Consider the following 25,462-nt stretch of genomic DNA (forward strand, 5'->3'; position numbering starts at 1 on the left):
CATGGAACCATTTAAACAGCATACCGGCCTTGTGGCTCCGGTCGACCGCGTGAACGTGGACACGGACGCGATCATTCCTAAGCAATTTTTGAAGCGCATCGAGCGTTCCGGCTTCGGCCAATTCCTTTTCTTCGAATGGCGCTGGGACGAGAAGGGCAACGTCATTCCTGAATTCAGCCTGAACCAGCCACGCTACCAAGGAGCTTCGGTTCTGCTCTCCCGCGCGAATTTCGGCTGCGGCTCCTCCCGCGAGCACGCTCCGTGGGCGATTCAGGACTACGGCTTCAACGTCGTCATCGCTCCTTCGTTCGCCGACATTTTTTACAACAACTGCTTCAAAAACGGCATTCTGCCGATCAAGCTCAGCGAGGAGCAGGTGGAAGAGCTGTTCCAGCGCACCGCGAAAAACGAAGGCTACAAGCTGACGGTCGATCTGGAGAACAAAAAGATCACTGACGGCCAAGGGCTTGAAATTTCGTTCGATCTCGACGAGCACCGCCGTCAGTTCCTTCTGCAAGGTCTTGACGACATCGGTCTGACGCTCCAGCATCAGGACAAAATTGCGGCGTACGAAGCGGCTCACGCATCCCGGCTCGCCTACAAATAAGCGGAATGTCCCGGCTGTCCCGGGTAGCCTTCACAGGCTTCCTCGGGGCAGCTTTTTTTATTGAGAAAAGCATCGATTTTTGGGGAGTCAACCGCAACTTTTTGGAAAAAAATCGGTCTAATATATCGTCGGATGTTCCCGTTATTTTCAGATTTATGTCTATTTCTGTTCTTTTTTGCATGCCATACATAATCCAGAACTAACAGAGGTGTAAAATGAGGTTTTCATTCGTATTTTTCGCATTGTTCGTGACTTTGTCGATTTTGCTGTTTCCGGTTTCAGCCGGCGCTGCGGTGCAGCCCATACAGCTGTTTTTGAACGGCAAGCAGTTGACTGCGGAGGTGGCGCCGCGCATCGTGAAGGAAGGCACCACAATCGTGCCTGTGCGTATTATCGCGGAAGAGCTTGGCGCCAAGGTGCAGTGGGACGGCGATGCCCGTAAAGTGACCGTGAAAAAAGAGCAGACGAACATCGAACTGAGCATCGATCAGCCTGTAGCGGTCGTGAACAATGCGAAGGTTGCGCTTGAGGCCGCACCGGCGATCGTAGAAGGCAACACGATGCTGCCGCTTCGTTTCGTAAGCGAGCAGCTCGGCGTTAAAGTGACGTGGGACGAGCTTACACGTTCGGTATTTTTGTTCAAAAATGCAGCGTCGGCCTCCGAGCCGCAAAATGCCGACGCATCCGATAAAAGCTCGCAAAATGCGGCCCAGCCGGTCGCGAGCCGTCCCGCTGTTAGCCCGCCGAATGCCGACCAGCCAAATGCGAACAAGCCCAATACCGGGCAACCAAATTCCGGCCAACCGAATACGAATGGACAAAATACGAACTCACAAAATGCCTCTCCGCAAAACGAGCAGCCCTCAGCGAAGCCTATAGAGGCGATCGGCCCGAAGCCGGCGGAGCAGCAAAATCCGCAGAACTTGCCGAATCCGGCGGCGGGCAAACCGGAAACCGGCACGCCGGACAAGCCTGCTGGCTCGGTCGGAAACGGTGTCTCGGACAAGCCTGCAGGCACAACCGGAAACGGGACGGCGGGCGGAGGCGCGGCGACATCCTCCGATGCGGCAGCAAAGCCGGGAACGGCTGCGGGAGCGAAACCTGAGGGTACAAAACCCGCCGAAGAGAAAACGATCGTGACGGTGCAAGGAATCAGCCTGAATGCGGAGCAAATCATCGTCAAAACATCGGCAAACGGAATGAAGCCGAACATCACGAAGCTGAAAAATCCGGACCGCCTCGTCGTCGATTTTCCATATGCCCAGCTTGATCCCTCCCTGAAAGTGAACGCGGACAAGCAGGGGGAAATTGCGGTCGATCACCCGGCCATTCAAAAAATTCGTTACTCCCTATTTTCAACTGAGCCATCTATCGTTAGAATGGTAATAGATTTAAAGAGTAAAATAGTTTTGAAGCCTGCGGATTCCAAGCAGACGAATCAGTTCGTATTTGACGTAAAGCCTGCGCCGAAATATAAAGTTGTCATCGATGCCGGACATGGCGATAAAGACACCGGGGCAGTTTCCGCCACCGGCAGATACGAGAAGGACTTTACGCTCTCTATGGTGACGAAGGTGGCCAACCTGCTGGAAAAAGAGAAGGACATCGAAGTGGTCATGACGCGCAAGGATGATACGTTTCTGGAGCTCGCCGAACGGGTTGCCGTGGCCAATGACGCGGAGGCGGACTTATTTTTATCGATTCATGCGAATAAATTTTCCAATGCAACAATTCGCGGCATTGAAACGTATTATTCCAGAAAGGAAAGCGAATCCTTCGCGAACATCGTTCATCGGCAAGCTTTGGCCGGCACCGGACTTAACGACCGCAGAGTCCGGCAGTCCGATTTTTACGTGATCAAACATACGACGATGCCTGCCGTACTGCTGGAATGCGGCTATTTATCGAACAAGGAAGAAGAATCGCTTTTATATCAGGATGCGTTCCAAAACAAACTTGCCGCATCGATTGTCGCCGCCATCGTAGAGACCCTTAACTCCAATTGAAGGCTATCATCCTAAGCAGGACGGCCCGCGCCAGCGAATGCCGATGCTTACTATTTAGGAGGATTTCGATGCTCAAGAAGATGTACGTCATAGCTGCAGGCGCATGCTTGCTATTTGCGATAACCGGCTGCGGACAAGCCAAAACGGATGGGCACCACCCGGCATCGGGGAACGAATCCCAAGCTGCGCCGGCTCCCGTACAGTCCGAAGCGAAGAAACCGGTTGAAGGAAAGACGCTGAAGGCTTATTTCGGCGATGAAAACGGAGAAAAGCTGATTGAGAAGGAGATCGCCGTTTCCTATAAGCAGGATGAGGACAAGTATTTGGCCGCACTCGGTGCGCTGGCAACATCCTCGGACGCCAAGCTGGTGCCTCTTTGCAAAGGTTTTACGTTCAAGAGCGCAGTACGCTCGGGATCGGCTCTTACCGTCGATTTGTCGATAAGTCCGGAGGCGCGAAAAGGAGCTCCCGGGGAAGAGCTCGTGCTTGAAGCGCTTCGCCGCACGCTGTTTCAGTTTCCGGAAATCGAGATGGTGGACATTTTGGTGGACGGCAAGAAAGCGGAAAGCCTGATGGGGCATATGGACCTTCCTCATCCAATGAAACGTTCCTGAATGCAAATCTATGAAACTATCACTCTAATATCGCCGCTTGGGAGAGGAGCAACATAATGAACAAAAAAAATAAACGCCGCACAAAGCTTGTTGCGAGTGTGCTCACGCTGGCTATGGCCATGGGCAACACGGCGGCTTTCGCAGCCGATACGACGACGCCGGCGGGGTCGACAACCGGTACATCAGCGGGAACGACGACAAACAGCACGTCCACCAACAACAACACGTCGACCAACACGACAAATAGCACCATAAACAGCACGTCGTTAAGCAATACTTCGGTGCGCACTTCTTTTACAGATGTGGTTCCTAACACGTGGTATACGAAACACGTTACGAAGCTGGCCACGCTCGGCATTATCGAGGGATATGCGAACGGTTCCTTTTTGCCCGACAACCAGGTTTCGCAGCAGGACGCGATTATTATGGCAATCCGCATGATGGGCCTGGCCGGTGAAGTGAAAAACGCTTCATACGCGCTGCCCGTTACCGTAGACGATTATGCCAAACCTTACGTAGCGCTCGCCATTGACAAGGGACTCATCAGCGCAGCGGAGGAAACGGAAGGAACGTCCGGCTCCTCCAAAACGGCGTGGGGCTCAAAACCGGCTACCCGTGAATGGGTAGCGAAAATCGTCGTCCGCGCGGCCGGAAAGGAAGTCGAGGCGAAGCAGGTATCGTCTGTGCCTTCATCGTTCCAGGATGCGAAAGAGTTTTCCTCCTGGGCTCTCGGATACATAAATGAAGCCTATTTGCTGAAGATCGTCAACGGCATCGACGATTACAATTTCGGCCCGAAAAATGCGGTTACACGGGCTCAGATGGCGACATTTTTAAGCCGTGCCGACCAATATTTGACCAAGCGCTCCGAACGGGTCATAACGGGCTACGCCGCGGAGATTACCGATAAAAAAATTACGGTGCTCGATGCGAAAGGCCAGTCGTACGATTATACGATCAGCCCGGAAGCAGCGGTGTACAGTGCAAAAAGCGAAAATAAGATCGCCGCATCCGCGATCAAGCAAACCTACGAGGTGTACGTCGTCGCCGTTTCGGGAACGGCCTATTACATCGAGATTACGAACGACCAAGAGCGGATGGAGTCGGCGGAAGGGATACTTTCCGAGTTGTACGTCGACCAAATGATGGTATCGATTATGCAAAACGGCAAAAAGAACCTCCAGCAGCTCGCGGCAAACGTAACGGTAACGGACAAAGACGGGCGGGGGATGAGTCTTGGCTCCATCCCGATCGGAAGTAAGGTGGAGCTGAAGAGAAGCCTGCTTGTGGCGAATTCGAAAATTTCGCAAATTATCGTCAAGGAAGTGCCGATCAACAAAAAAGCCGAAGGTTCCATCGTGAACCCGAAAGACCAGGACGGCCGTATGGTATTCCTTGAGCAATCGAGCGGCAATCAGGAGACGTATGCGGTGTCAAATCGGGTTACCGTAGTGAACGTCGACGGCAGCGTCGGAGAGCTCGGCAAGCTTCGCGCGGGGGATGTTGTCGGATACGAGATCGTAAACAACGAGATCGTGTCGATAAAGGTCCATAAAGCGGCGGACTTCGGCACGAACGTTCAGGGCACGCTTACAAGCGTCAATCAGGACAAAACGATCATCACGATCAACAAAACGGGCAACACGCTGGGCGCATATTATATCGCCGACAATACGATCGTTTCCGTCGAAGGGCTGAGCAACGCCGGGATTTACGATCTGGAGGTTGGCGATCAGCTGTCGCTGGATATTCTCAATGACAAAGTCGTGAAAATTACCGTGACCAACCGATCGGTCAACGATTTGACCTTTGCCGAAATCGTCAACTACGACCCGGACCTCAAGCTGCTTACCGTTGCGCAGGAGAATGGATCGTACAGCGTTTACAAGCTGACGGATTCCACTGTATACAAATCGTTTGATCTCGATACGCCTTACGATACGTTCAAGAAATATTTGGAGAAAGGCACGCATCTTGACATCCGTGCTTCCAAAGATAAGCTGATTTCGGTATCCTTATCGCAAAATATCGACGGAACGGTGACGCAGGTCAACACGAGCGCCGATCCGGACGAAATTACGGTCCGCACAGCCGGCGGGCAAAACCTGAGATTCAATGTGACCTACGGTGCATCCATCGACGTGATCGGCAAAGGGAAAAGCGCTACGCTTTCCGACGTCAAGGTGGGGGATACCGTCAGATTGGCACTCAACCGCGATCAGGATATGGTCAACTCGATCGTTTCGAAGAAATCGGGAATCTACAAGGTACTTGTCATCAATACCGCCGATCGCCAAATCAGCGTGAAAGACGAGACGGGTACACTCTCGACCGTCACGGTGGACAACAATAACAAAATCGTTAAGGCTACGCAAACCGGCGGGACGTTCGAAGATATCGTGCTTGATGAATATGTGAAGATGTCGTTCTACGGAAGCACACTGGAAAAAGTAAACTTGATGAATACGATCCGCGGCAAGGTGACCGGCGTCGACAGCGCTTCGAGTACGGTAACGGTGCAGGACTTCTCCGGTGCAGTTCAAGTCATTCCGGTCGGTAAAAATTTTACTATTAAACTGAACGGAACGACATCCGCGGCGTTGACGAGCGTGAAAACCGGCGACCGTGTCGAAGTGATCAAAGACGGAGGCGACCAGGTGCTCATCAGTGTGGCGCAAGCGACCAAGCGCGTTGTCGCTTCCTACGATTACGTGCTCAATCAGCTTCAGCTTAAATCTACCGCGAATAACGATAAAACGACCTACAACTTCCACGCCAAAGCGTATTTGCACAGTGGAACGAACACGATAGCCCCTAATGCATTTGCCGAAAACGACGAAGTGACGGTTTATGTGCTCGACGACAAGATCATTGAAATTGAAAAATAGTTTCGCTTGCAGCACCTCGGAAGAGGTGCTGCCGTTTTTGCAACGAAATGTTAATTTTAAAAAAATGTTCGCTTTTTGTCGGTTTTAGGCATTGATTACCTTTGCGCTTTTCGTTAAACTTGGATTTAACACCCTTTAAGAAGGGGGACAGGCAATTTGGCAACAACTTCGAAGGTCCGCCACATTCTGGATACGATCGGCGGCATGTTTCCGGACGCTCATTGCGAACTGCATCATTCGAACGCTTTCGAGTTGACTATTGCGGTTTTATTGTCCGCACAATGTACGGATGAGACGGTCAACAAGGTGACAGCTACCCTTTTCCAAAAGTACAAGCGGCCGGAAGATTACTTGGCGGTGCCGCTTGAAGAACTGGAGCAGGATATTCGCAGAATCGGGCTTTTTCGCAATAAGGCGAAGAACATACAAAAGCTTTGTCAAATATTGCTGGACAAGTATAACGGGCAAATTCCCGAATCTCACGAGCAGCTGACCGAGCTGCCCGGCGTCGGACGTAAAACGGCGAATGTGGTCGTGTCCAACGCTTTCGGCGTACCGGCTATCGCAGTCGATACTCATGTAGAGCGAGTGTCCAAACGGCTGGGCCTTGCGGCGGAAGAAGATTCGGTGCTTGAAGTCGAGAAGAAGCTGATGAAAAAGGTGCCGAAGGACGAATGGACTCTCACGCACCACCGGTTGATTTTTTTCGGGCGCTACCATTGCAAGGCGCAAAACCCGCAATGCGGGGTATGTCCGCTTTTGGATATATGCAAAGAAGGAAAAAAACGTATGAAAACCGGAAACAGTAGGAAATCTAATCCATAGAGATGACGAGACAATTGGCAAAGGATGGGAATGGCTTATGAAATGCATATCTGTATATACAAATGATTTTGAAGTATTTTCCGATATTTATGAAAAGGTGCTTGCTACGCCGATCGCCGAAAACGAAGAGAAGCAAGTGGAAGGCGTGACGGTTAACGGCTCCGGCGACGTTCCGGAAAGCTACTTGGACCGTATGAAGGCGAAACCGGATGTCGTGGTGATGAAAGTGAAAAACAAGGACATTACGATTCTTCAGCATGGCGGCGTTTTCGAAATTTTTATCCCGGAACGCGAAAATATGGTACACTAAAAACCGAAGCTTCTTCGGTTTTTTTTTATTTATTTAACCTAGACGTTAGAGAGAGACGGGGAGAGACAAAAGCGAGATGAACAACGTGCTTTACAGCGGGGAACGCATACTGACGGCGCTGCAGAATATAGAGAACAACTTCGAAACGGCAGGCGACCGGGTACAAACGAGAAAAATGCGGCAGCTTCTGGACAAATCGGAAGCGCAGCGAATGTATATCGCGTTTTGCGGGCATTTTTCGGCGGGGAAGTCGAGCATGATCAACAAGCTGTGCGGGCACGAGCTGCTGCCGTCGAGCCCGATCCCGACCAGCGCAAACATCGTCAGCATTGCAAACGGGAAGCCGGAGGCGAGGGTCACCCACAGGTCTTCGGAAGATGGGGAGCATGATGGCGGAGGCGGGCCGCAGGTACATTCGATTCCGCTGGCTGAGCTGGATGCTTACTGCAAAAACGGCACGGATATCGAAACGGTGGAAATCCGCTATCCGATCGATTTTCTCGGCGAGCATGCGGCACTGCTTGACACGCCCGGCATCGACTCGACGGACGATGCGCACCATATGGCGACGGAATCGGCGCTGCATTTGGCGGATGTCGTTTTTTACGTGATGGATTACAATCATGTGCAGTCGGAAATCAACTTTGCATTTACGAAAAAAATGAAGGAACGCGGCAAACCGCTTTATTTGATCATCAATATGATCGACAAACACCGCGAGCAGGAGCTGTCGTTCGAGGAGTACAAAGAAAGCGCGCTGCAAGCTTTCCGCAACTGGCATATCGAGCCGGACGGCGTATTTTATACGTCGGTAAAACAGGAGAACCATCCGTTAAACGATTGGGACCGTCTCCTATGGACGCTAAAGGAGCTGGTCGGACGCGCCCCTCAGCTGACGGAATACAGCCTGTATTCATCGGCCGTTCATCTGGTGAACGAACATGCCAAGGCGATGGCGGACCGCACTGAGGCGGTCAAATCCGCGCTGAGAGACGAGCTCGCCGAAGACGGGGCGGAGGAAGCGCAAGCCGAATACGCGCGTCTGGCGGAGCGGCTGGAGGCGCTGAAGAAGCTTCCGGAGCAAATGAAGGAAGCGATGCGCAAGGAGGCGTCCGGCGTAGCGGAAAACGCCAATATTACGCCCGCGGCGACGCGGGATTTGGCGCACGAGTACCTGCAGAGCCGGAAACCCGGCTTTAAGGTCGGATTTTTCGCCGGGGCGGCAAAAACTGCGAAGGAAATCGAGCGGCGGCTCGAAGCGTTCCACCGCGACTTTACGGAGAAGGTGCACACGCAGCTGGAATGGCATCTTCGCGACGCGCTCAAGAAGCAGTGGAGCGCGTTCGGCTTCCGGTCCGACGATGCGGCGGGCGTCGCCGAAGAGCTGCAAGTGGAAGTGACGCCGGAGTGGCTTGCCGCTCAGGTGAACCCTGCGGCCGGTTTTACCGGCGAGTACACGCTCAACTACAGCCGGCAGATCGCCGCCGAGGCGAAGACGCTCGGCCGCAAGCGCGCGTTTGACGCCGCCGACCGGCTCGCCGAGCTCGCGGCGCAGCTGGGCGCGCCGGAGCGGGCCGCGCTCGAAGCGCAGCTCGCGGCGCTCGAGACGCGGCTTCGCGCAGTGCGCGAGCTCGAGCGGCTCGCGGGCGAGGAGGCCGCGTACCGCGAGCGGCTGCTCGCCGCGCTCGCGCCCGCGCCGCTGCCGCCGGCACTGCCGGACGCGGCCGGCTACCGCGCGCCGGCCCGCGCAGCCGCGGCGCCTGCGCCAAGCGGCGCCGCTCCGGCTGCGCCAGCCGCGCCCGCACGCGCTGCGGCGGAGCCGGCGGGCGCGTCCGCGGCACGGCCGGCGGCCGGCGCGCTCGGCGCGAGCCGGCACCGCGAGCGGCTCGCCCGCGCCGCGGAGCAGCTCGCCGCGGCGGAGCGCGCCATCGCCGGCACGGCGGCGCTCGCGCGCGTCGCGCGGGCGATGCGCGACAAGGCGGAGCGGCTGCGCCAGAGCCGCTTCACGATCGCGCTGTTCGGCGCTTTCAGTGCAGGCAAGTCGTCGTTCGCCAACGCACTGATCGGCGAACGCGTGCTGCCGGTATCGCCGAATCCGACGACGGCGGCGATCAACAAAATCATGCCGCCGGACGCCGATTGGCCGCACGGCAGCGTCAAAGTGAAAATGAAATCGCTCGAAGCGATGACCGAAGATATTTTATACTCGCTGAAGGCGCTTGGAGCCGAAAGCCCGGATCTGACGGCGGCGCTTGCGCAGATTGGCAAGCTTTCCCCGGCACACGTGACCGCCAAAGGCAAACCTCACTTCACGTTTCTGAAGGCGGTCGAGAAGGGCTGGCAAGCGGCGGAGCCGAATTTGGGACGCGAGCTTCGGGTTGGGCTCGAAGAGTTCCGCGAGTACGTAGCGGACGAAAGCAAGTCGTGCTTTGTCGATGTGATCGAGCTGTATTATGCCAATCCGCTGACCGAGCAGGGGATTGTGTTCGTCGATACGCCGGGGGCCGATTCGATCAACGCGCGGCATACCGGAGTTGCGTTCAATTACATTAAAAACGCCGACGCCATTTTGTTCGTCACTTATTACAATCACGCGTTCTCTCAGGCGGACCGGGAATTTTTGCTGCAGCTCGGACGGGTGAAGGACAGCTTTGAAATGGATAAAATGTTTTTTATCGTCAATGCGGCGGATCTTGCTTCCAGCCAGGAGGAGCTGGACGGCGTCGTCGGACACGTCGAAGCGAACCTGCTGACGCACGGCATCCGTCATCCGCGCATTTTCCCGATTTCCAGCCAAATGGCCCTGGAAGGAAAGCTTGCGGGGGACGGCGCCCTTGCCGAGCAATCCGGCATTACGGCGTTTGAGCGCGATTTCGTCAAGTTTTCGCTGGAGGAGCTGACCGATATCGCCGTCCGTTCCGCGCAGCAGGAAATTAAACGCGCGGCTGACGTGATGGGGCAGTGGATCGCCGAGGCGCGGTCCGACGCGGAGGAGCGGCAGCGCAAGGCGGCTTCGCTGCGCAGCGCCCGGCAGGAAGCGGAGCGGCTTCTGCGGCAAACCGATGCGGCGAACGACGAGAAGGAACTGGCCAAGGAAATCGACGAGCTGCTCTATTACGTGAAGCAGCGAACCTCCTTCCGGTTCGGCGAGCTGTTTAATATCGCGTTTAATCCGTCCGTCTTCCGGGAGGACCGGGGCGATGTCAGAACGCTTATGCAGACGGCTTGGGACGATCTGACGGGCATGATTGCCTTTGACCTGTCCCAGGAATCGCTCGCGACGACGCTGCGAATCGAAAACAAAATGAACGAGCTCGCCCGCGCGCGTTATGCGGAATGGGAGCGGGAAATCGCCGGGCGGGTGGACGCCTATGAGGCGGACAGCTACGAGAGCGCGAAGTTTGCGACGCCGGAGCTGAATCAGAAGCTGTCGGCGGACGACGTTTCGGGCAAATGGCTGGCAGGCTTTTTCAAAAATGCCAAAACGTTTTTCGAAGGGGACGGCAAAGCGAAGCTGAAAGGGGAGCTGGAGGCCAGGCTAACCGAACCGATCAACCGCTACGCTGCGATGCAGGCCGAGGCGCTTAAACAAGCTTACTTAAGCGAATACCGGCAATGGTTCCAGCAGCTGCGAGAGCGGCATATCGTATCGCTGGAGGAACATGTCGAAGGCTTGACCGCCGCGCTTGAAATGAAGCTGAACGAGCAGGAGCTGGAGACGCGCAAGGCGGAGCTGCTCGGTCTGCTTGGATAGGCATTGCAAAGGCCGGACAACGCGAAAAATTAATTATACCGATATTTTCAGGCTGCCAAAAACCTTGATTTCATGCGGTTTCGGCAGCCTATTTGCGCCGTTTTCATGAAAGGGCTTTCTTTGGCAACATTCGGCACCATTTGGATGAATTAGTTGGATTGTTTCTCCATTTTGTGAGCATATCGGGTTAAATGTGGCGAAACCGTGAATTATCGGAAACGGCGCTGTTGCCGCTTGCGGTGGTTGGTGTTAAGATTCATAAAAACGCTTGCAGAGCGCGCGGGAATTTCGACGCTCCGAAGGTAAGAAGGCTTTTGAAAAGCCGTCTTTTTTGCTTTTTAGGCGGTTTTTCGGGCGAAAGCCGCCCGCGTTTCTCACAACAACTGGGAGGTAGTCATGGAAGTATTCAGGCAGCTGAAGGAGTTTTACTGGCCGGAGAGGCGATTTTTGTATGCCGCTATTCTCTGCCTGCTCGTCGCGGTTACGCTGGGGCTCGTTTACCCGAACTTGCTCAGGTACCTGATCGACGAAGTCATCACGAAAAAGCAGTTTGAAGGGGTCCCTTACTTGGCGCTGCTTGTCGTTACCGTAGTCACGATTAAAGGTTTGTTCATGTGGCTGCAGGGCGCATCGAGCGGTCAGCTCGCCAACCGCACGGCTTACCGGCTGAGAAATTCGCTGTACGAGAAGCTGCAGTATTTATCGTTCCAGTATTACGACAAAGCGCGCACCGGCGACCTGATGTCGAGACTGACGGCGGATTTGCAGGCTGTGCGCGACTTTATCGGCTTCGGTTTCGTGCAAATATTAAACGTCGTTCTCATGTTTTCGTTCGGCACGATCATGATGATGACGATCAATTGGAAGCTGACGCTGATCACGATGGCGGCGATGCCCTTGCTTGCTTTTACGGCGATCCGCTTTGAAAGCAAGATCCATCCGGCGTTCCGGCAAATCCGCAAATCGATGAGCGCCATGACGACTTCCGTTCAGGAGAACATCACCGGTGTCCGCACGGTCAAGTCGTTCGCGCGGGAGCCTTTTGAAATCGAAAAGTTTGCTCAGCGCAACGAGGAATACAAGCAAAACAACGTCGATACGTCGAACATTTGGGCGACCTATTTTCCGCGGATGGAGTTTTTTGCGAATGCGAGCGTCGTCATTCTTCTCGGCGTCGGCGGTTACCTGGTGCTGGGGAAAACCATTACGCTCGGCGAGCTCGTCGCCTGCTTCAGCTTGATCTGGTACATCATCGGACCGATGTGGCAAATCGGCTTTCATATCAACAACTTCACGCAGTCGAAGGCCGCCGGCGAACGGCTGCTGGAAATTTTGCATCACCATGTTCACGTGAAAAATAAGGACAATGCGATCGAGCTGAAATCCGAGCGGGTGAAAGGACATGTGCGCTTCGAAAACGTCACCTTCGCTTATCCGGAACAGCAGCCGGCTCTGCATGACCTGAACATCGATGCGCCTGCAGGCTCCATAATCGGACTGCTTGGCGGCACCGGCTCCGGCAAATCGACGGTCATTCAGCTGCTGCTTCGCGCTTACAACGTCAAGATGGGCAAAATTACGGTCGACGGCATCGACATCCGCGACGTGACGCTGGAAAGCCTGCGTCAGCAAATGGCGATCGTCTTCCAGGAAACGTTCCTGTTCTCCTCGACGATCCGCAACAATATCGCCTACGGCATTCGCGACGCGTCGATGGACGACATCGTTCGCGCGGCGAAGCTGGCCAAGGCGCACGATTTCATCATGGAGCTGCCGCTCGGCTATGATACGATCGTCGGCGAGCGCGGACTCGGCCTCTCGGGCGGGCAAAAGCAGCGGATTGCGATCGCGCGGGCGCTGCTGAAAAACCCGAAAATTCTGATCCTCGACGACGCGACAAGCGCCGTAGATATGGAAACCGAACACGAGATTCAGCTTGGCTTCCAGGAAGTGATGAAAGGCCGCACGACGTTTATCATCGCGCACCGAATATCTTCATTGAAGCACGCGGATGAAATACTTGTGCTCGATCAAGGCCGCGTTGTGCAGCGGGGAACCCACGAGCAGCTGATGAAGCAGGAAGGCCCGTATCTGGAAACATACAAAATCCAGTTTGCAGACGAGCCGGAGCAGGACAGCGAGGGGATCGAGTCCGACAGCGCTTCGGGGGTCGAAGCGGCGGAAAAAGTCTCTGCCTCCGAAGTTGCAGCCGCCGCCCAAAGGAGGTTTTCCCATTGAGCACCCAAGCCGCCCATGAAAAAAAGGCTGCGGAAAACGCAGCTCCGAAGCAGGACGTGCAGCACAGGTTCATCTATCAGGACGACGAGGAGCTCGACAAGCCTTTCGACTGGAACCAGGTCCGGCGTATGGCCAAATACGTCAAGCCTTACAGCAAGCAGCTGCTGCCGATCATCATCATCATGATGTGCGTCGGCGCGCTGTCGAAGCTATTTATCCCGCTGCTCATCAGCTTCGCCATCGACAAGGCGCTCCTCGCCGGCAACGGCAAGCTGCTGCTGTTTGCGGTCGGAGGCATTTTGGCGCTGTATCTTATACAATGGACCGCCAATACATACCGTATCCGCTATACGAACTTTATCGGGCAAAAGGTGATTTACGACCTGCGGGACGACTTGTTCAGCCACATTCAGAAGCTTTCGTTTAACTTTTTCGACAAACGGCCCGCCGGCTCGGTGTTGGTACGCATCGTCAACTACGTCAATTCGCTGCAGGATCTGCTGACCAACGGCGTCGTCAACCTGATGATCGACTGTGTGCAGCTTACCGGCATCATCATCATCTTGCTGTTTTTTAACTTCAAGCTGGGGCTTGCGATTATCGTGACCGTACCGATCATGTTTCTCGTATCGACCAAGCTGCGCGTCGCCATCCGCCGCTCGTGGCAGACGGTGCAAATCCGCACCGCGCGCATTAACTCGCACCTGAACGAGTGCATTCAGGGAATCAAGGTGACGCAAGCTTTTACCCAGGAAAAAGAAAATATCGCCTTCTTCGATCATATGAACCAGGATAACACGAAGCATTGGAACCGGGCGTCGACGCTCAACCAAAGCTTCAACCCGATCATCGAGGTGACGGGTGCGATCGGGTACTGCATTTTGTTTTGGTTCGGCGCCTACTTGATTCAAAAAGGCGAAATTACGGTCGGTCTGCTCGTTGCGTTCGCGAACTATATCGGCAACTTCTGGGAGCCGATCAACCGGCTCGGCCAAATGTACTCGAACCTGCTCATCGCCATGGCTTCGTCCGAGCGGATATTCGAATTTATCGACGAGAAGCCTTCCGTCCCGGAGAGAAAAGATCCGATCCAGCTTCCGCCGATCATCGGCAACATTCACTTTGAAAACGTGAAATTCGAATACGAGCCCGGACGTTATGCCCTGAAAGGGCTGAACCTGAACGTGGAAGCGGGGCAGTCGGTCGCTTTGGTCGGCCATACGGGCTCCGGCAAAAGCACGATCATCAACCTGCTGTGCCGGTTTTACGATGTGACGGCCGGCCGGATCACGATCGACGGCTACGATATCCGCGACGTCTCGCTGCACAGCTTGAGATCGCAGGTCGGTATCGTGCTGCAGGACACGTTCATTTTCTCCGGCACGATCCGGGAAAACATTCGATTCGGCAAGCTGGACGCAACCGATGAGGAAGTGGAGCGGGCCGCCAAGGCGGTACGTGCTCACGATTTTATCGTGAACCTGCCGAACGGCTACGACACCGAGGTGCAGGAGCGCGGCAACGTGCTTTCGATGGGACAGCGGCAGCTCATTTCGTTCGCCCGGGCGCTGCTCGCCGATCCGCGCATTCTCATCCTCGACGAGGCGACGGCCAGCATCGATACGGAAACGGAGCTGAAAATTCAGGAGGCGCTCAAGCTGCTTCTGAAAGGGCGCACCTCATTTATTATCGCGCATCGTCTCTCGACGATCCGCAGCGCCGACAACATCGTCGTGATGGATCACGGCACGCTGATGGAAATGGGCAATCACGAGCAGCTGATGAAGCACCGCGGCATCTACCACGGCCTCATCCAAGCGCAATACCGCCTTTTGAAGCAAGTGATTTGATGTGTGATCAAAGTTGATTTGCCGCGTTACATATCTTTAACACAAAAAACAAGCTCCGCCTGAGAACATGGGGGCTTGTTTTTTGTTTGGCACCACACCGCGCCAAAGTAAAGCGCGTCTGTAATAGGTTTTGCTACAGCAAAACCATGAAGGACAATCGCGAGCCCGAGGCACTCAGTCACTCCCGGCAGCTTCGCTCCCAAAGTAAAGCGTGTCGGGCATAGGATTTTTTATGCGCAGCCCAAAAAATCCATGCCCGACGAACGCGAACTAGAAGCGAGCACTCCCGTACCGCGGGCGGGTCCAGGGCGCCCGAGCGCCTGGGGTCCCCCCCATGGGGGGATTTAGGGGGGGCTCCCATTTAGGGGGGGGCCTCGAGTTTGCAAATTCCCGCTCAAACCTTTACTCTTAAAAACAGAGCAATCGACATATTTTAACAGAAGCAGGTGGAGGGGAAACGTTTGAAATCGTCCAAGTGGTTATGGCGCGCGGTCGTCATCGGCAGCATCGTTTCTACGGCGCTCTGCGCATTCGGATTTGTGTATGCGGTCAATCAAATTTTGTTTCCGAATCCTGTCGTGTCGAACGAGCCGGGGCTCCCGGCTTCGGAGCAGAAGAAGCCGGACGTGCTGGCGGACAGAGAGCAGCTTCGCATCGTCGCGCTCGGCGATTCGCTGACGGCGGGAACCGGGGATTTGACGGGCAAGGGGTACGTCGGACAGCTGCGGGACAAGCTGGAGAAGCAGGCCGGCAAGCCGGTTTTCGTATACAACAACTTCGCCATTCCGGGTTACCGGACGACCGATTTACTGAAGGATCTTGACGCGAAAAAAGAAATCTCCCAAGCGATCGCCGAATCGGATATCGTGCTGCTTACGATCGGCGGCAACGATTTGTTTGAAGGCGGCCAAGGCATACTCGATCAGTCTCAGGGCTTCAGCGCAAAGGCGGCCGCGGATCGGATGCCCGAAGCGTTAAAGCGGCTTGAGCAGGTGCTAAGCATCGTAGCCAAAGCGAACCCGAAGGCGATCGTATATTATGTCGGGTTATACCATCCGTTCCTTGATCTGGACGAAACGAGAGAAGGCTCTCTCGTCGTGCAAAAGTGGAACACGTCCGCCTTCGAAATGGCGAACCGGTACCCGAACGTCGTCGTCGTGCCGACCTACGATTTGTTTGAGCTGAATCTGACCAAATATTTGTACAGCGATCATTTCCATCCGAACCAGGACGGCTACGAACGGATTGCCGAGCGGATCGCGCAGATCTTGAAATGAGTTTAAAAGGAGGCGTGGGTTTCGTGGCTCAGCATGGGCAGCCTGAGGTCGTTTTGTCCGTTAACGGACTTCGTAAAAAAATAAAGAACAAATGGATCATCAAGGGCATTTCGTTTGATGTATATGCCGGTGAAATATTCGGCTTTCTCGGCCCGAACGGCGCCGGCAAGACGACGACGATCCGCATGCTCGTCGATCTGATCAAACCGACGGAAGGCTCCGTGAAAATTTGCGGTTACGACGTACATATGCGGCATAATGAAGCGCTCCGATATGTCGGCTGTATTGTCGAGAATCCGGAGCTGTACGGGTATTTGAGCGGCTGGGAAAATCTCGAGCATTTTGCCCGGATGCTGCCCGGCGTCGGCGAAAAGCGGATTCGCGAGGTGGTCGACATCGTCGGCATGGATCAGCGCATCCACGACAAGGTGCGCACATATTCGCTCGGGATGCGCCAGCGTCTCGGTATTGCCCAGGCGCTGCTGGGAAATCCTAAACTGCTGATTTTGGATGAGCCTACGAACGGACTCGATCCGCAAGGGATCAAGGAAATGCGCGAATTTATCCGCCAGCTTGCGGATACGGGGCTAAGCTTGTTCGTTTCAAGCCATTTGCTCAGCGAAATTCAGCAAATGTGCGACCGTGTGGCGATCATCAGCCACGGTGAAGTTATTCAGGTGGGTGAGGTGGACAAGCTGATCGCCCAGGCCGGCAGCCGCGTCGTCTGGAAGGCGGAGCCGCTGGATCGGGCGCTGGACGTGCTCGGCCGTTCTCCGGACATTCAGGTGCTCGCCGTTACGGAGCCGGACCCGCATGGCGAGCAAAACGGCGGTACGATTGTTACGCAAATGAACACCGGCGACGTGCCGCGCATCAATCAAAGCCTGGTGGAAGCAGGCGTTCGGCTGTTTGCCATCGAGATGAAAAATCCGACGCTGGAGGACTTGTTCCTCAGCCTGACGGAAGGTGAGCGCATTGAGTAGCTTAATACCGCTTATTCAGAACGAATGTATCAAAATCGTCAAAAAACGCCGTTTTCTCGTCGTCATTCTCATCCTCGCCGCCCTTATCCCGATGTTTACATATGCCCAGTACAAAGTGGCGCAAAGCAACCTGAAGCAGTTCGGTACAAGCGACTGGCGGGCGGAGCAGCGGCAGAAAATTGTCGATTATACGCGAAGCATCGGCAGCAACCGGGTGCCGGAGGAATGGAAGCAGTGGCGCCGCGTCGAGGTCAAGCTGGCTCAATATTATTTGGACAAGGACGTCAATCCGGCTTCGCCGAATGCGGTCACGTTCACCCGGGAGTTTCTGAAAAACGCAATCAGCCTGTTTATCCCGCTCATGGTGATGGTCATTGCCTCCGATCTCGTCTCCTCCGAGCATTCGACAGGCACGATCAAGCTGCTGCTCACCCGACCTGTCGAACGGTGGAAAATATTGCTCAGCAAGCTGATCAGCCTCGTGCTGTTCGTGTCGCTTACCGTCATCTCGACGGCGGTGCTCTGTTACCTTATTTCCGGCGTCGTGTTCGGCTACGGAGGCTGGGATATGCCGGTATTTTTCGGCTTTCGGGTAGTCGGAGCGGAGCTCGATTTGTCGTACGTCAGGCCGGTGGAGCAGTGGATATATTTGATCATGGAGTTCGGGCTTGTCTGGTTTGCCGCTTTGATCGTGGCCGTCATGTCGCTGATGATTTCCGTGCTCGTGCGCAGCACCGCGGCGGGAATGGGCATCATGCTCGCGCTGATCATTGCCGGCACGATTTTGACCAACATGGTGTCGTCCTGGGAGACGGCGAAATACTTGTTTATGGTCAATTTTCGGCTTACCGATTACTTGACCGGATCAATGCCACCGATCAAAGGAATGGACTTAACGTTCTCCTTAATCGTGCTTTCCGTCTGGGGAATCGCGTCGGTGATCGTGTCTTTTTGGGCGTTTACGAAAAAAGATATCTTGAACTAGCGCTGTCGAATGCATATAATGCACATTAGAACGCTGTAGAACGAAAGAGAACCGGAAAAAACAGACGACCATCGTTTTTTCGCATATTAGGGGGAACCTCAATGCCCGAACAGATCGACCTGTTTGCCAATATAGAAAATAAGCCGTCCGACTACGGCGCCGACGATATTCAAGTGCTCGAAGGGCTTGTCGCGGTCCGCAAAAGACCCGGCATGTATATCGGCAGCACCGGCCCGTCCGGCCTGCATCACCTCGTCTGGGAAATCGTCGACAACGCCGTGGACGAGCATTTGGCGAAGTTTTGTTCGAAAATCGACGTGACGATACATAAGGACAACTCGGTCACGGTGCTCGACAACGGCCGCGGCATCCCGACGGGCATGCATAAGATCGGCATCCCGACACCGCAGGTCGTATTTACGATTTTGCACGCGGGAGGAAAATTCGGCGGCGGCGGCTACAAAAAGTCCGGGGGCCTGCACGGCGTAGGCGCTTCCGTAACAAACGCCTTGTCCGAGTGGCTCGAGGTGACGATTTACCTCGGAGGAAAAACGCACCGGATGCGCTTCGAATATTGGGTTGACCCGGACGGCAAGGAGCATGTCGGCGAACCGGTAACCGGTCTGGAAGTGATCGGAAATACGAACAAGACCGGAACGAAAGTTACGTTTAAGCCGGACAAACGCGTATTCCAGGGCGGCATCGCGCTTAACTACGATACGCTGGCCGAACGCCTGCAGGAAATCGCTTTTCTGAATTCGGGGCTGCAGGTAACCCTGAAGGACGAGCGCGCCGACAAGGAAGAGACGTTCAAATACGACGGCGGCGCCAGTCAGTTCGTGCAATTTTTGAACGAAGAGAAGACGGTGCTGCACGATGTGATCCATTTTGCCGACGAGAAAGATGATATCGAAGTCGAGGTGGCGCTGCAGTACAACGACGGCTACACCGAAACGATCGTGTCGTTCGTCAACTCGATCCCGACCCGCGGCGGCGGAACGCACGAGACCGGCTTCAAGACGGCGTACACGCGTGTGATGAACGATTATGCGCGGAAGAACGGCTTTTTGAAGGAAAAGGATAAAAATCTCGACGGCCAAGACCTGCGCGAAGGCATGATGGCCGTCATCAACGTGAAAATGGGCGAGGTCGAATTCGTCGGACAGACGAAGGACCAGCTCGGCAGCGCTTCGGCGCGCGGCGCGGTCGATTCGGTCGTGGCCGATCATATGGCCGTTTTCCTTGAGGAGAACCCGCAAACCGCCCAATTGATCATGAAAAAGGCGATCCAGTCGGCGAAAGCCCGCGAAGCGGCGCGTAAGGCGCGCGAGGAAGTGCGCAGCGGCAAGAAGGGCAAAAGCGAAAGCTCGAACCTCGGGGGCAAGCTGACGCCGGCGCAGTCGAAAGATTTTACGCGCACCGAGCTGTTCATCGTCGAGGGCGATTCGGCGGGCGGTTCGGCGAAGCAGGGCCGGGATTCGCGGTACCAGGCGATTTTGCCGCTGAAGGGCAAGCCGATGAATCCGGAGAAAGCGAAGCTCGTCGATATTATGAAAAACGACGAATACAAGGCGATCATCGCTGCCATCGGAGCGGGCGTCGGGCCGGAGTTCGACCAGTCGGAGAGCAATTACAGCAAGATCATCATCATGACCGACGCCGACACGGACGGTGCGCATATACAGGTGCTGCTGCTGACTTTCTTTTACCGGTACATGAAGCCGCTGATCGATAACGGCAAGGTGTATATCGCCCAGCCTCCGCTGTTCAAGGTGACGAAGAAATCGGGCAAAAACACCGTCGTCAAATACGCCTGGACCGACGAGCAGCTGCAGGCGCTGACCAAGGAGCTCGGCAAAGGTCTCGAGCTTCAGCGCTACAAAGGTCTCGGCGAGATGAACCCGGAGCAGCTGTGGGAGACGACGATGGACCCGGAAACGCGGACGCTGCTGCAGGTGCAGATTGAAGACGCCGCCAAAGCGGAGCGCCGCGTATCGACGCTGATGGGCGACAAGGTCGACCCGCGCAAACGCTGGATCATCGAGAACGTCGATTTTACCGAATACGAAGAATAAGACCGGTGAGCATGGTTCAGGGGCGGTATGTCCTGAAAGGCCATTGCTCGCCGTACTGTTATGAATCGACAGGGGGGTACATGTGAGCATTCTCGAAGAGTTTCTACCCGCATATTTGGAAGAAATCGTAGGCGACCGCTTCGGACGCTATTCGAAATATATTATCCAGGACCGGGCCATACCCGACGTGCGCGACGGACTCAAGCCGGTGCAGCGGCGCATTTTGTATGCGATGTATGATGCCGGCAACACCCCGGACAAGCCGTACCGCAAATCGGCCAAAACGGTCGGGGACGTAATGGGCAACTACCATCCGCACGGCGACGCGTCGATATACGAGGGTATGGTCCGGATGGCGCAGCCTTGGAAAATGGGCCACGTGCTGATCGACGGGCACGGCAACTGGGGCTCCATTGACGATGATCCGGCGGCGGCGATGCGCTACACGGAAGCTCGCTTGTCGGAGATTGCGATGGAGCTGCTCCGCGATATTGAGAAGCGCACCGTGCAGTTCAAGGATAATTTCGACAATACGGCGAAGGAGCCTGTCGTGCTGCCTTCACGTTATCCGAACCTGCTCGTCAACGGCGTCAGCGGCATCTCCTCCGGCTTTGCGACGGAAATACCGCCGCACAACCTGCGCGAGGTGATCGACGCCTGCATCGCGGTGATGGATAAACCTGACATCACGCTCGAAGAGCTGATGACGATCGTGAGAGGTCCGGACTTCCCGACCGGCGGTATCATCATGGGCGAGGAAGGCATTCGCGAGGCATACCGTACCGGCAAAGGCCGCATCTACGTGCGCTCGAAGACGGCCATCGAGGATCTTCGCGGCGGCAAGCAGCAGATCGTCATCACGGAAATTCCGTATCAAGTCGTCAAATCCCGTCTCGTCACCGCGATGGAGAACATCCGTTTGGAGAAGAAAATCGAAGGCATCGCCGAAGTGCGGGACGAAAGCGGACGAAACGGGCTGCGCATCGTCGTCGAGCTGAAGAAGGATGCGGACGCACAGGGCGTTCTCGCGTACCTGCTGAAGAAGACGGACCTGCAGGTGACGTACAATTTCAATATGGTGGCGATCGTCAACAAAACGCCGAAGCAGCTTGGCTTGAAAGAGATGGTGGAGGCGTACATCGAGCACCAGAAGGAAGTCGTCACGTTCCGCTCGCAATATGAACTGGAAAAAGCCGAGGACCGCGCCCACGTGCTGGAAGGGCTCGTTAAAGCGCTAAATATTTTGGACGAAGTGATTGCCACGATCAAGGCGTCGAAAAATCGCCAGGACGCGCAAAACAACCTCGTGGAGAAATTCGGTTTTTCCGAGCGGCAGGCGGATGCGATCCTGGTGCTTCAGCTGTACAGGCTGACCAACCTGGAGATTACGTCGCTGGAAAAAGAGCTGAAGGACGTGCAGAAAACGATCGCTTATCTGCAATCGATCCTGTCCAGCACAAAAAAGCTGCTTGGCGTCATCAAGGATGAAATCGGCGGCATTCGCAGCAAATACGGCGTTGACCGCCGTTCCGAGATTCAGGGCGAAGTCGAGGAGCTCAAGGTAAACCTGGAAGTGATGGTCACTGCGGAGGATGTGTTCGTGACGCTGTCAAACGACGGATACATCAAGCGGACAAGCAAGCTGTCGTTTACCCGCTCCGGAGGCGAAATCGAAAGCACCGGCGTGAAGGAAGGCGATTACGTCCGCTATATGCTCGACGTGAACACGCTGGAAAACCTGATGATTTTCACGCAAAAAGGGCAATATTATTTGCTTCCGGTCCACCAGGTGCCGGAGTACAAGTGGAAGGAAAACGGAACGGCCATCGTCAACATAATCCCGATTCCGAAAGACGACAAGATCGTGAGTGTCATTCCGGTCAAAGATTTCGAAGATCCGGCCAAGTCGCTCGTGTTCGTAACCAAAAAAGGCCAAGTCAAGCGGACTGAGCTGAAAGAGTACATGACGAACCGGACGACCGGAATCGTCGCCTGCAAGCTCGGAGATGGCGACGAAGTGATCGATGTGCGTCTCAGCCTGAACAATATGGAAATTTTACTCGTCACCAAACTCGGCATGAGCATTCGTTTCCGCGAGGATGAGGTGAACCCGATGGGCCGTGCGGCGGCCGGGGTGAGAGGTATCCAGCTGAAAGAAGACGATGAGGTGATCGCTTCCGAATGGGTGGAAGGGGAAGAAGGCGAGGTTCTCGTCGTATCCGATCTTGGGTATGCCAAACGTTCGCTGCTCATGGACTATTCCGTCCAAGGCCGGGGCGGCAAAGGCATATTCACCTTCGAGTTCAAGGAAGGCAAACGTGTGAAGCCGAACGGGACGATGCTGGTCGGCGCTTTCGCGGTCAAGGAAGCGTTTGACCTCGTCGCTGTGCTGAAGAGCGGAGAGCGCCGCACGTTCTCGACCGAAAGCGCTCCGATCGAGGAGCGCAAGTCGACCGGCAAGCAGGTCATCGCTTTGGACAAAACGGATTTCGTCCTTGATGTCATTCGTTTAGCCTGATCGGTTATAAGCCCGACGGTATGACTGCCGATCAATCATAACTTGAATATTCCGGCTCCAGCTTGCGGACAAGCTGCAGCATCATGTCCAAAACGGCCCACAGAGGCACAGGCTCATCGAGCTTTTGCAGCCACTGCGGGTCGTTTATTATGCCTTTCTCCAAAGCTTTTTCAGCGAGGTTCACCTTCCAATCGTCCATTGCCAATCGCTCCTTCGGAAAATTTTGGCCGAGTAACGCGCCGATCTGACAAGCCTCTACATCGTGTTATCAGCCTATACTGCAATATATGTTGAAATGGGTCAAGTGTTCCTCGTTTTTGCCGATTCATGTCCCAAAATATTAATGGGATTAACCTTTTTTTCGCGCACAAAGCTTGTTATAATTTTTTTAGGAAAGAGGAAAAGTTTGGTGTAGCAGGAGATGATCGACTTTGAGTCCGAACGATTTTGTCAAAGTATGGTCCAAGCTGTCCAAGGACATCCACTCGTACATGGAGGCCCAACTTGCGCCGACGCTGACCGAGGGGCAGCTGGGCGTGCTGGAGCTGCTGGCGACGCAGGAACGCATGAAGCCATCCGATTTTATCGAGTATTTGGCGACGACTCCGGCGGCCATTACGACGCTGCTGGACCGAATGGAAAAAGGCGAGCTGATTATCCGGGAGCGGGACGAAAAGGACCGGAGAATCGTATGGGTGCTGATGACGGAGAAGGGGAGAGCGGAATGCGAACGGGGAGTGCGGATTCGTGAGGAGTTCATTCGCGGATATTTGGGCCGGATTTCGTCGCACAACCAGCAGCTGCTCGTTTATTTGCTCGGAAAAGTAGCCGGGTAACGGAACACTCCCTGACGGAAAAAAAGACCGGACACTTGCCGTCCGGCCTTCATGGTGTGCTGCCTGGGCCGACCTGCAGCAGGTCGGCCGGCCAAAGGTGCCACGGATATTCGTTTGGCGGCATGGAGCTGAAGCTCATCGTTTCTTTGAGCGTCGGATGCTCGAACGTAAGCTGCGTCGCCCACAGCGCGATTTGCTGGCCTGCCTCGTTCAGCTTCGCTCCGTAGCGCTGGTCGCCGTACAGCGGGCAGCCGATCGCGGCAAACTGCACGCGAATTTGATGCGGCCGCCCGGTGTGCAGATGGATGCGCACAAGCGATAACCCTTCGGACGAACCGATCACGCGGTAATCCAGCACCGCTTCTTTGGCGCCGCTCTTATCCGGGGGCACGACGGAGACGGTATTCGTTCGCTCGTCCTTGAGCAAATAATGCTTCAGCGTCGCCTGCGGCTGCTTCGGCCTGCCGCGCACGACGGCGGTATACGTTTTGCGCAGCGTTCGGGTGCGGACCGCATCGGAGAGGCGGGAGGCGGCCTTCGACGTCTTGGCGAACACCATCACGCCGCCGACCGGGCGGTCCAGCCGGTGAACAAGCCCCAAATAGACGTTGCCGGGCTTTTGAAACCGGATCTTGATATCCTGCTTCAAATAGGTGAGCAGGTCCGGATCGCGCGAGTCATCCTCCTGCGTCGGCACATTCACCGGTTTGACCGCGACCAGCACATGATTATCCTCATAAAGGATGGGGACGTTCGGAAAACGCGTCTTCATTTTACGACTCCCAGCGTCCCAAAATGCCGCAGGGCAGCGTCAGGCCCGACGCCGTAATCGGCAGGCCGATTTCGCCGCACGTGATGGTGCCGTTATGCTTGCGTCCGAGCGACAATGTCAGGATATTGCGCAGCACCGTGGCGGAGAGGCCGGTCGTATAGGAGTTGATGAGGAAAAACAGCGGCTGTTCCGTCAAAATCCCCATGCAGGTCTCGATGAACGGATACAAGTCGGTCTCAAGCTTCCAGGTTTCGCCGTTCGGTCCGCGTCCGTAGGACGGAGGATCCATGATGATCGCATCGTATTTGCTGCCGCGGCGCACTTCCCTCTGCACGAATTTGAACACGTCGTCGGTAATGAAGCGAACCGGGCGGTCGCCGAGACCGGAAAGCTGGAGATTCTCCTTGGCCCATTGAACGACGCCTTTCGAAGCGTCAACGTGGCATACTTCGGCTCCGGCGGAAGCGCAGGCAACCGAAGCGCCGCCGGTGTATGCGAACAGATTCAGCACGCGGATACGCCGGCCGGACGCCTGGATCTTGTCCATCATCCAGCGCCAGTTGGCCGCCTGCTCCGGGAACAACCCCGTATGCTTGAAGCCGGTCGGCTTAATGTAAAATTGCAGCTTGTCATAGCGGATCGTCCAGCGCTCCGGGATTTGCTTTCTGTACTCCCAGTTGCCGCCGCCGCTGGAGCTGCGATGGTAATGGGCATCGGCGTTTTTCCAAATGCCGGTTTCTTTCACTAAGGGCCAAATGATTTGCGGGTCCGGGCGGCGCAGAACGATGTTGCCCCAACGTTCCAGCTTCTCGCCGCCGCCGGTATCGAGCAGTTCGTAATCGACCCAATCTTGAGCAGCAAACATATGTAGCGGTACCTTCTTTCACGGGGTATGTTCATCAGGTCTTGTTTCAATCTCCTATT

The 25,462-nt window shown here is 55.2% G+C and carries 18 protein-coding genes; 15 read left to right on the forward strand and 3 right to left on the reverse strand.

Going from position 1 to position 25,462, the window contains the following annotated elements:
- The first annotated feature begins 1 nt into the window (after position 1).
- From leuD to gyrA, 14 genes are all read left to right on the forward strand, one after another.
- A complete protein-coding gene (gene leuD / locus MYS68_RS08905; RefSeq protein WP_248925496.1) occupies positions 2 to 607 on the forward strand; it encodes a 3-isopropylmalate dehydratase small subunit in 606 nt (201 codons plus the stop codon).
- A gap of 215 nt (positions 608 to 822) precedes the next feature.
- Complete coding sequence (locus MYS68_RS08910; protein WP_248925497.1) at positions 823 to 2,613, forward strand: N-acetylmuramoyl-L-alanine amidase family protein; 1,791 nt, start codon at positions 823 to 825, stop codon at positions 2,611 to 2,613.
- A gap of 68 nt (positions 2,614 to 2,681) precedes the next feature.
- On the forward strand, positions 2,682 to 3,227 hold the full coding sequence (locus MYS68_RS08915; protein ID WP_248925498.1) for a GerMN domain-containing protein: 546 nt from the start codon (positions 2,682 to 2,684) through the stop codon (positions 3,225 to 3,227).
- 56 nt (positions 3,228 to 3,283) lie between these two features.
- Entirely contained in the window at positions 3,284 to 6,115 is a 2,832-nt protein-coding gene (locus tag MYS68_RS08920) for an S-layer homology domain-containing protein (protein WP_248925499.1), read from the forward strand.
- 156 nt (positions 6,116 to 6,271) lie between these two features.
- Positions 6,272 to 6,940 carry an endonuclease III gene (gene nth / locus MYS68_RS08925; protein ID WP_275983450.1) on the forward strand — a complete coding sequence of 223 codons (669 nt, stop codon included), beginning with the start codon at positions 6,272 to 6,274 and terminating at the stop codon, positions 6,938 to 6,940.
- Positions 6,941 to 6,977: 37 nt separating this feature from the next.
- Positions 6,978 to 7,250 (forward strand): NAD/NADP transhydrogenase alpha subunit, encoded by a 273-nt coding sequence (locus MYS68_RS08930; protein ID WP_248925500.1) that lies wholly within the window; start codon positions 6,978 to 6,980, stop codon positions 7,248 to 7,250.
- A 76-nt stretch (positions 7,251 to 7,326) separates the two neighbouring features.
- Positions 7,327 to 11,004 (forward strand): dynamin family protein, encoded by a 3,678-nt coding sequence (locus MYS68_RS08935; protein ID WP_248925501.1) that lies wholly within the window; start codon positions 7,327 to 7,329, stop codon positions 11,002 to 11,004.
- 396 nt (positions 11,005 to 11,400) lie between these two features.
- The gene (locus MYS68_RS08940) at positions 11,401 to 13,242 is read left to right on the forward strand and encodes an ABC transporter ATP-binding protein (RefSeq protein ID WP_248925502.1); all 1,842 of its coding nucleotides are present in this window, start codon (positions 11,401 to 11,403) and stop codon (positions 13,240 to 13,242) included.
- Between the two features lie 56 nt (positions 13,243 to 13,298).
- Positions 13,299 to 15,092, forward strand: coding sequence for an ABC transporter ATP-binding protein (locus tag MYS68_RS08945; protein WP_248930856.1), 1,794 nt, complete (start codon positions 13,299 to 13,301; stop codon positions 15,090 to 15,092).
- Between the two features lie 461 nt (positions 15,093 to 15,553).
- Positions 15,554 to 16,369, forward strand: coding sequence for a GDSL-type esterase/lipase family protein (locus MYS68_RS08950; protein ID WP_248925503.1), 816 nt, complete (start codon positions 15,554 to 15,556; stop codon positions 16,367 to 16,369).
- 23 nt (positions 16,370 to 16,392) lie between these two features.
- Positions 16,393 to 17,352 carry an ABC transporter ATP-binding protein gene (locus MYS68_RS08955; RefSeq protein WP_248925504.1) on the forward strand — a complete coding sequence of 320 codons (960 nt, stop codon included), beginning with the start codon at positions 16,393 to 16,395 and terminating at the stop codon, positions 17,350 to 17,352.
- Positions 17,345 to 18,337 (forward strand): ABC transporter permease, encoded by a 993-nt coding sequence (locus MYS68_RS08960; RefSeq protein ID WP_248925505.1) that lies wholly within the window; start codon positions 17,345 to 17,347, stop codon positions 18,335 to 18,337. The genes MYS68_RS08955 and MYS68_RS08960 overlap by 8 nt, the downstream gene beginning before the upstream one ends.
- A 101-nt stretch (positions 18,338 to 18,438) precedes the next feature.
- Positions 18,439 to 20,412 (forward strand): DNA topoisomerase IV subunit B, encoded by a 1,974-nt coding sequence (gene parE, locus MYS68_RS08965; protein WP_248925506.1) that lies wholly within the window; start codon positions 18,439 to 18,441, stop codon positions 20,410 to 20,412.
- Positions 20,413 to 20,494: 82 nt separating this feature from the next.
- The gene (gene gyrA, locus MYS68_RS08970; protein WP_248925507.1) at positions 20,495 to 22,930 is read left to right on the forward strand and encodes a DNA gyrase subunit A; all 2,436 of its coding nucleotides are present in this window, start codon (positions 20,495 to 20,497) and stop codon (positions 22,928 to 22,930) included.
- Positions 22,931 to 22,961: 31 nt separating this feature from the next.
- Here the strand turns inward: gyrA and MYS68_RS08975 are convergent, their stop codons facing one another.
- A complete protein-coding gene (locus tag MYS68_RS08975) occupies positions 22,962 to 23,129 on the reverse strand; it encodes a hypothetical protein (RefSeq protein ID WP_248925508.1) in 168 nt (55 codons plus the stop codon).
- A 292-nt stretch (positions 23,130 to 23,421) separates the two neighbouring features.
- Here MYS68_RS08975 and MYS68_RS08980 point away from each other — a divergent pair, with 292 nt between their 5' ends.
- Positions 23,422 to 23,766, forward strand: coding sequence for a MarR family transcriptional regulator (locus MYS68_RS08980; protein WP_420852209.1), 345 nt, complete (start codon positions 23,422 to 23,424; stop codon positions 23,764 to 23,766).
- A gap of 49 nt (positions 23,767 to 23,815) precedes the next feature.
- Here MYS68_RS08980 and MYS68_RS08985 read toward each other — a convergent pair whose 3' ends face one another.
- Both MYS68_RS08985 and MYS68_RS08990 read right to left on the reverse strand, forming a co-directional pair.
- Positions 23,816 to 24,538, reverse strand: a complete 723-nt coding sequence (locus tag MYS68_RS08985; protein WP_248925510.1) for an RluA family pseudouridine synthase — start codon at positions 24,536 to 24,538, stop codon at positions 23,816 to 23,818.
- Between the two features lies 1 nt (position 24,539).
- Positions 24,540 to 25,403 (reverse strand): class I SAM-dependent methyltransferase, encoded by an 864-nt coding sequence (locus MYS68_RS08990; RefSeq protein ID WP_248925511.1) that lies wholly within the window; start codon positions 25,401 to 25,403, stop codon positions 24,540 to 24,542.
- Between the last annotated feature and the right edge of the window lie 59 nt (positions 25,404 to 25,462).

Source organism: Paenibacillus hamazuiensis, from assembly GCF_023276405.1.
Classification (GTDB): Bacteria; Bacillota; Bacilli; order Paenibacillales; family NBRC-103111; genus Paenibacillus_AF; species Paenibacillus_AF hamazuiensis.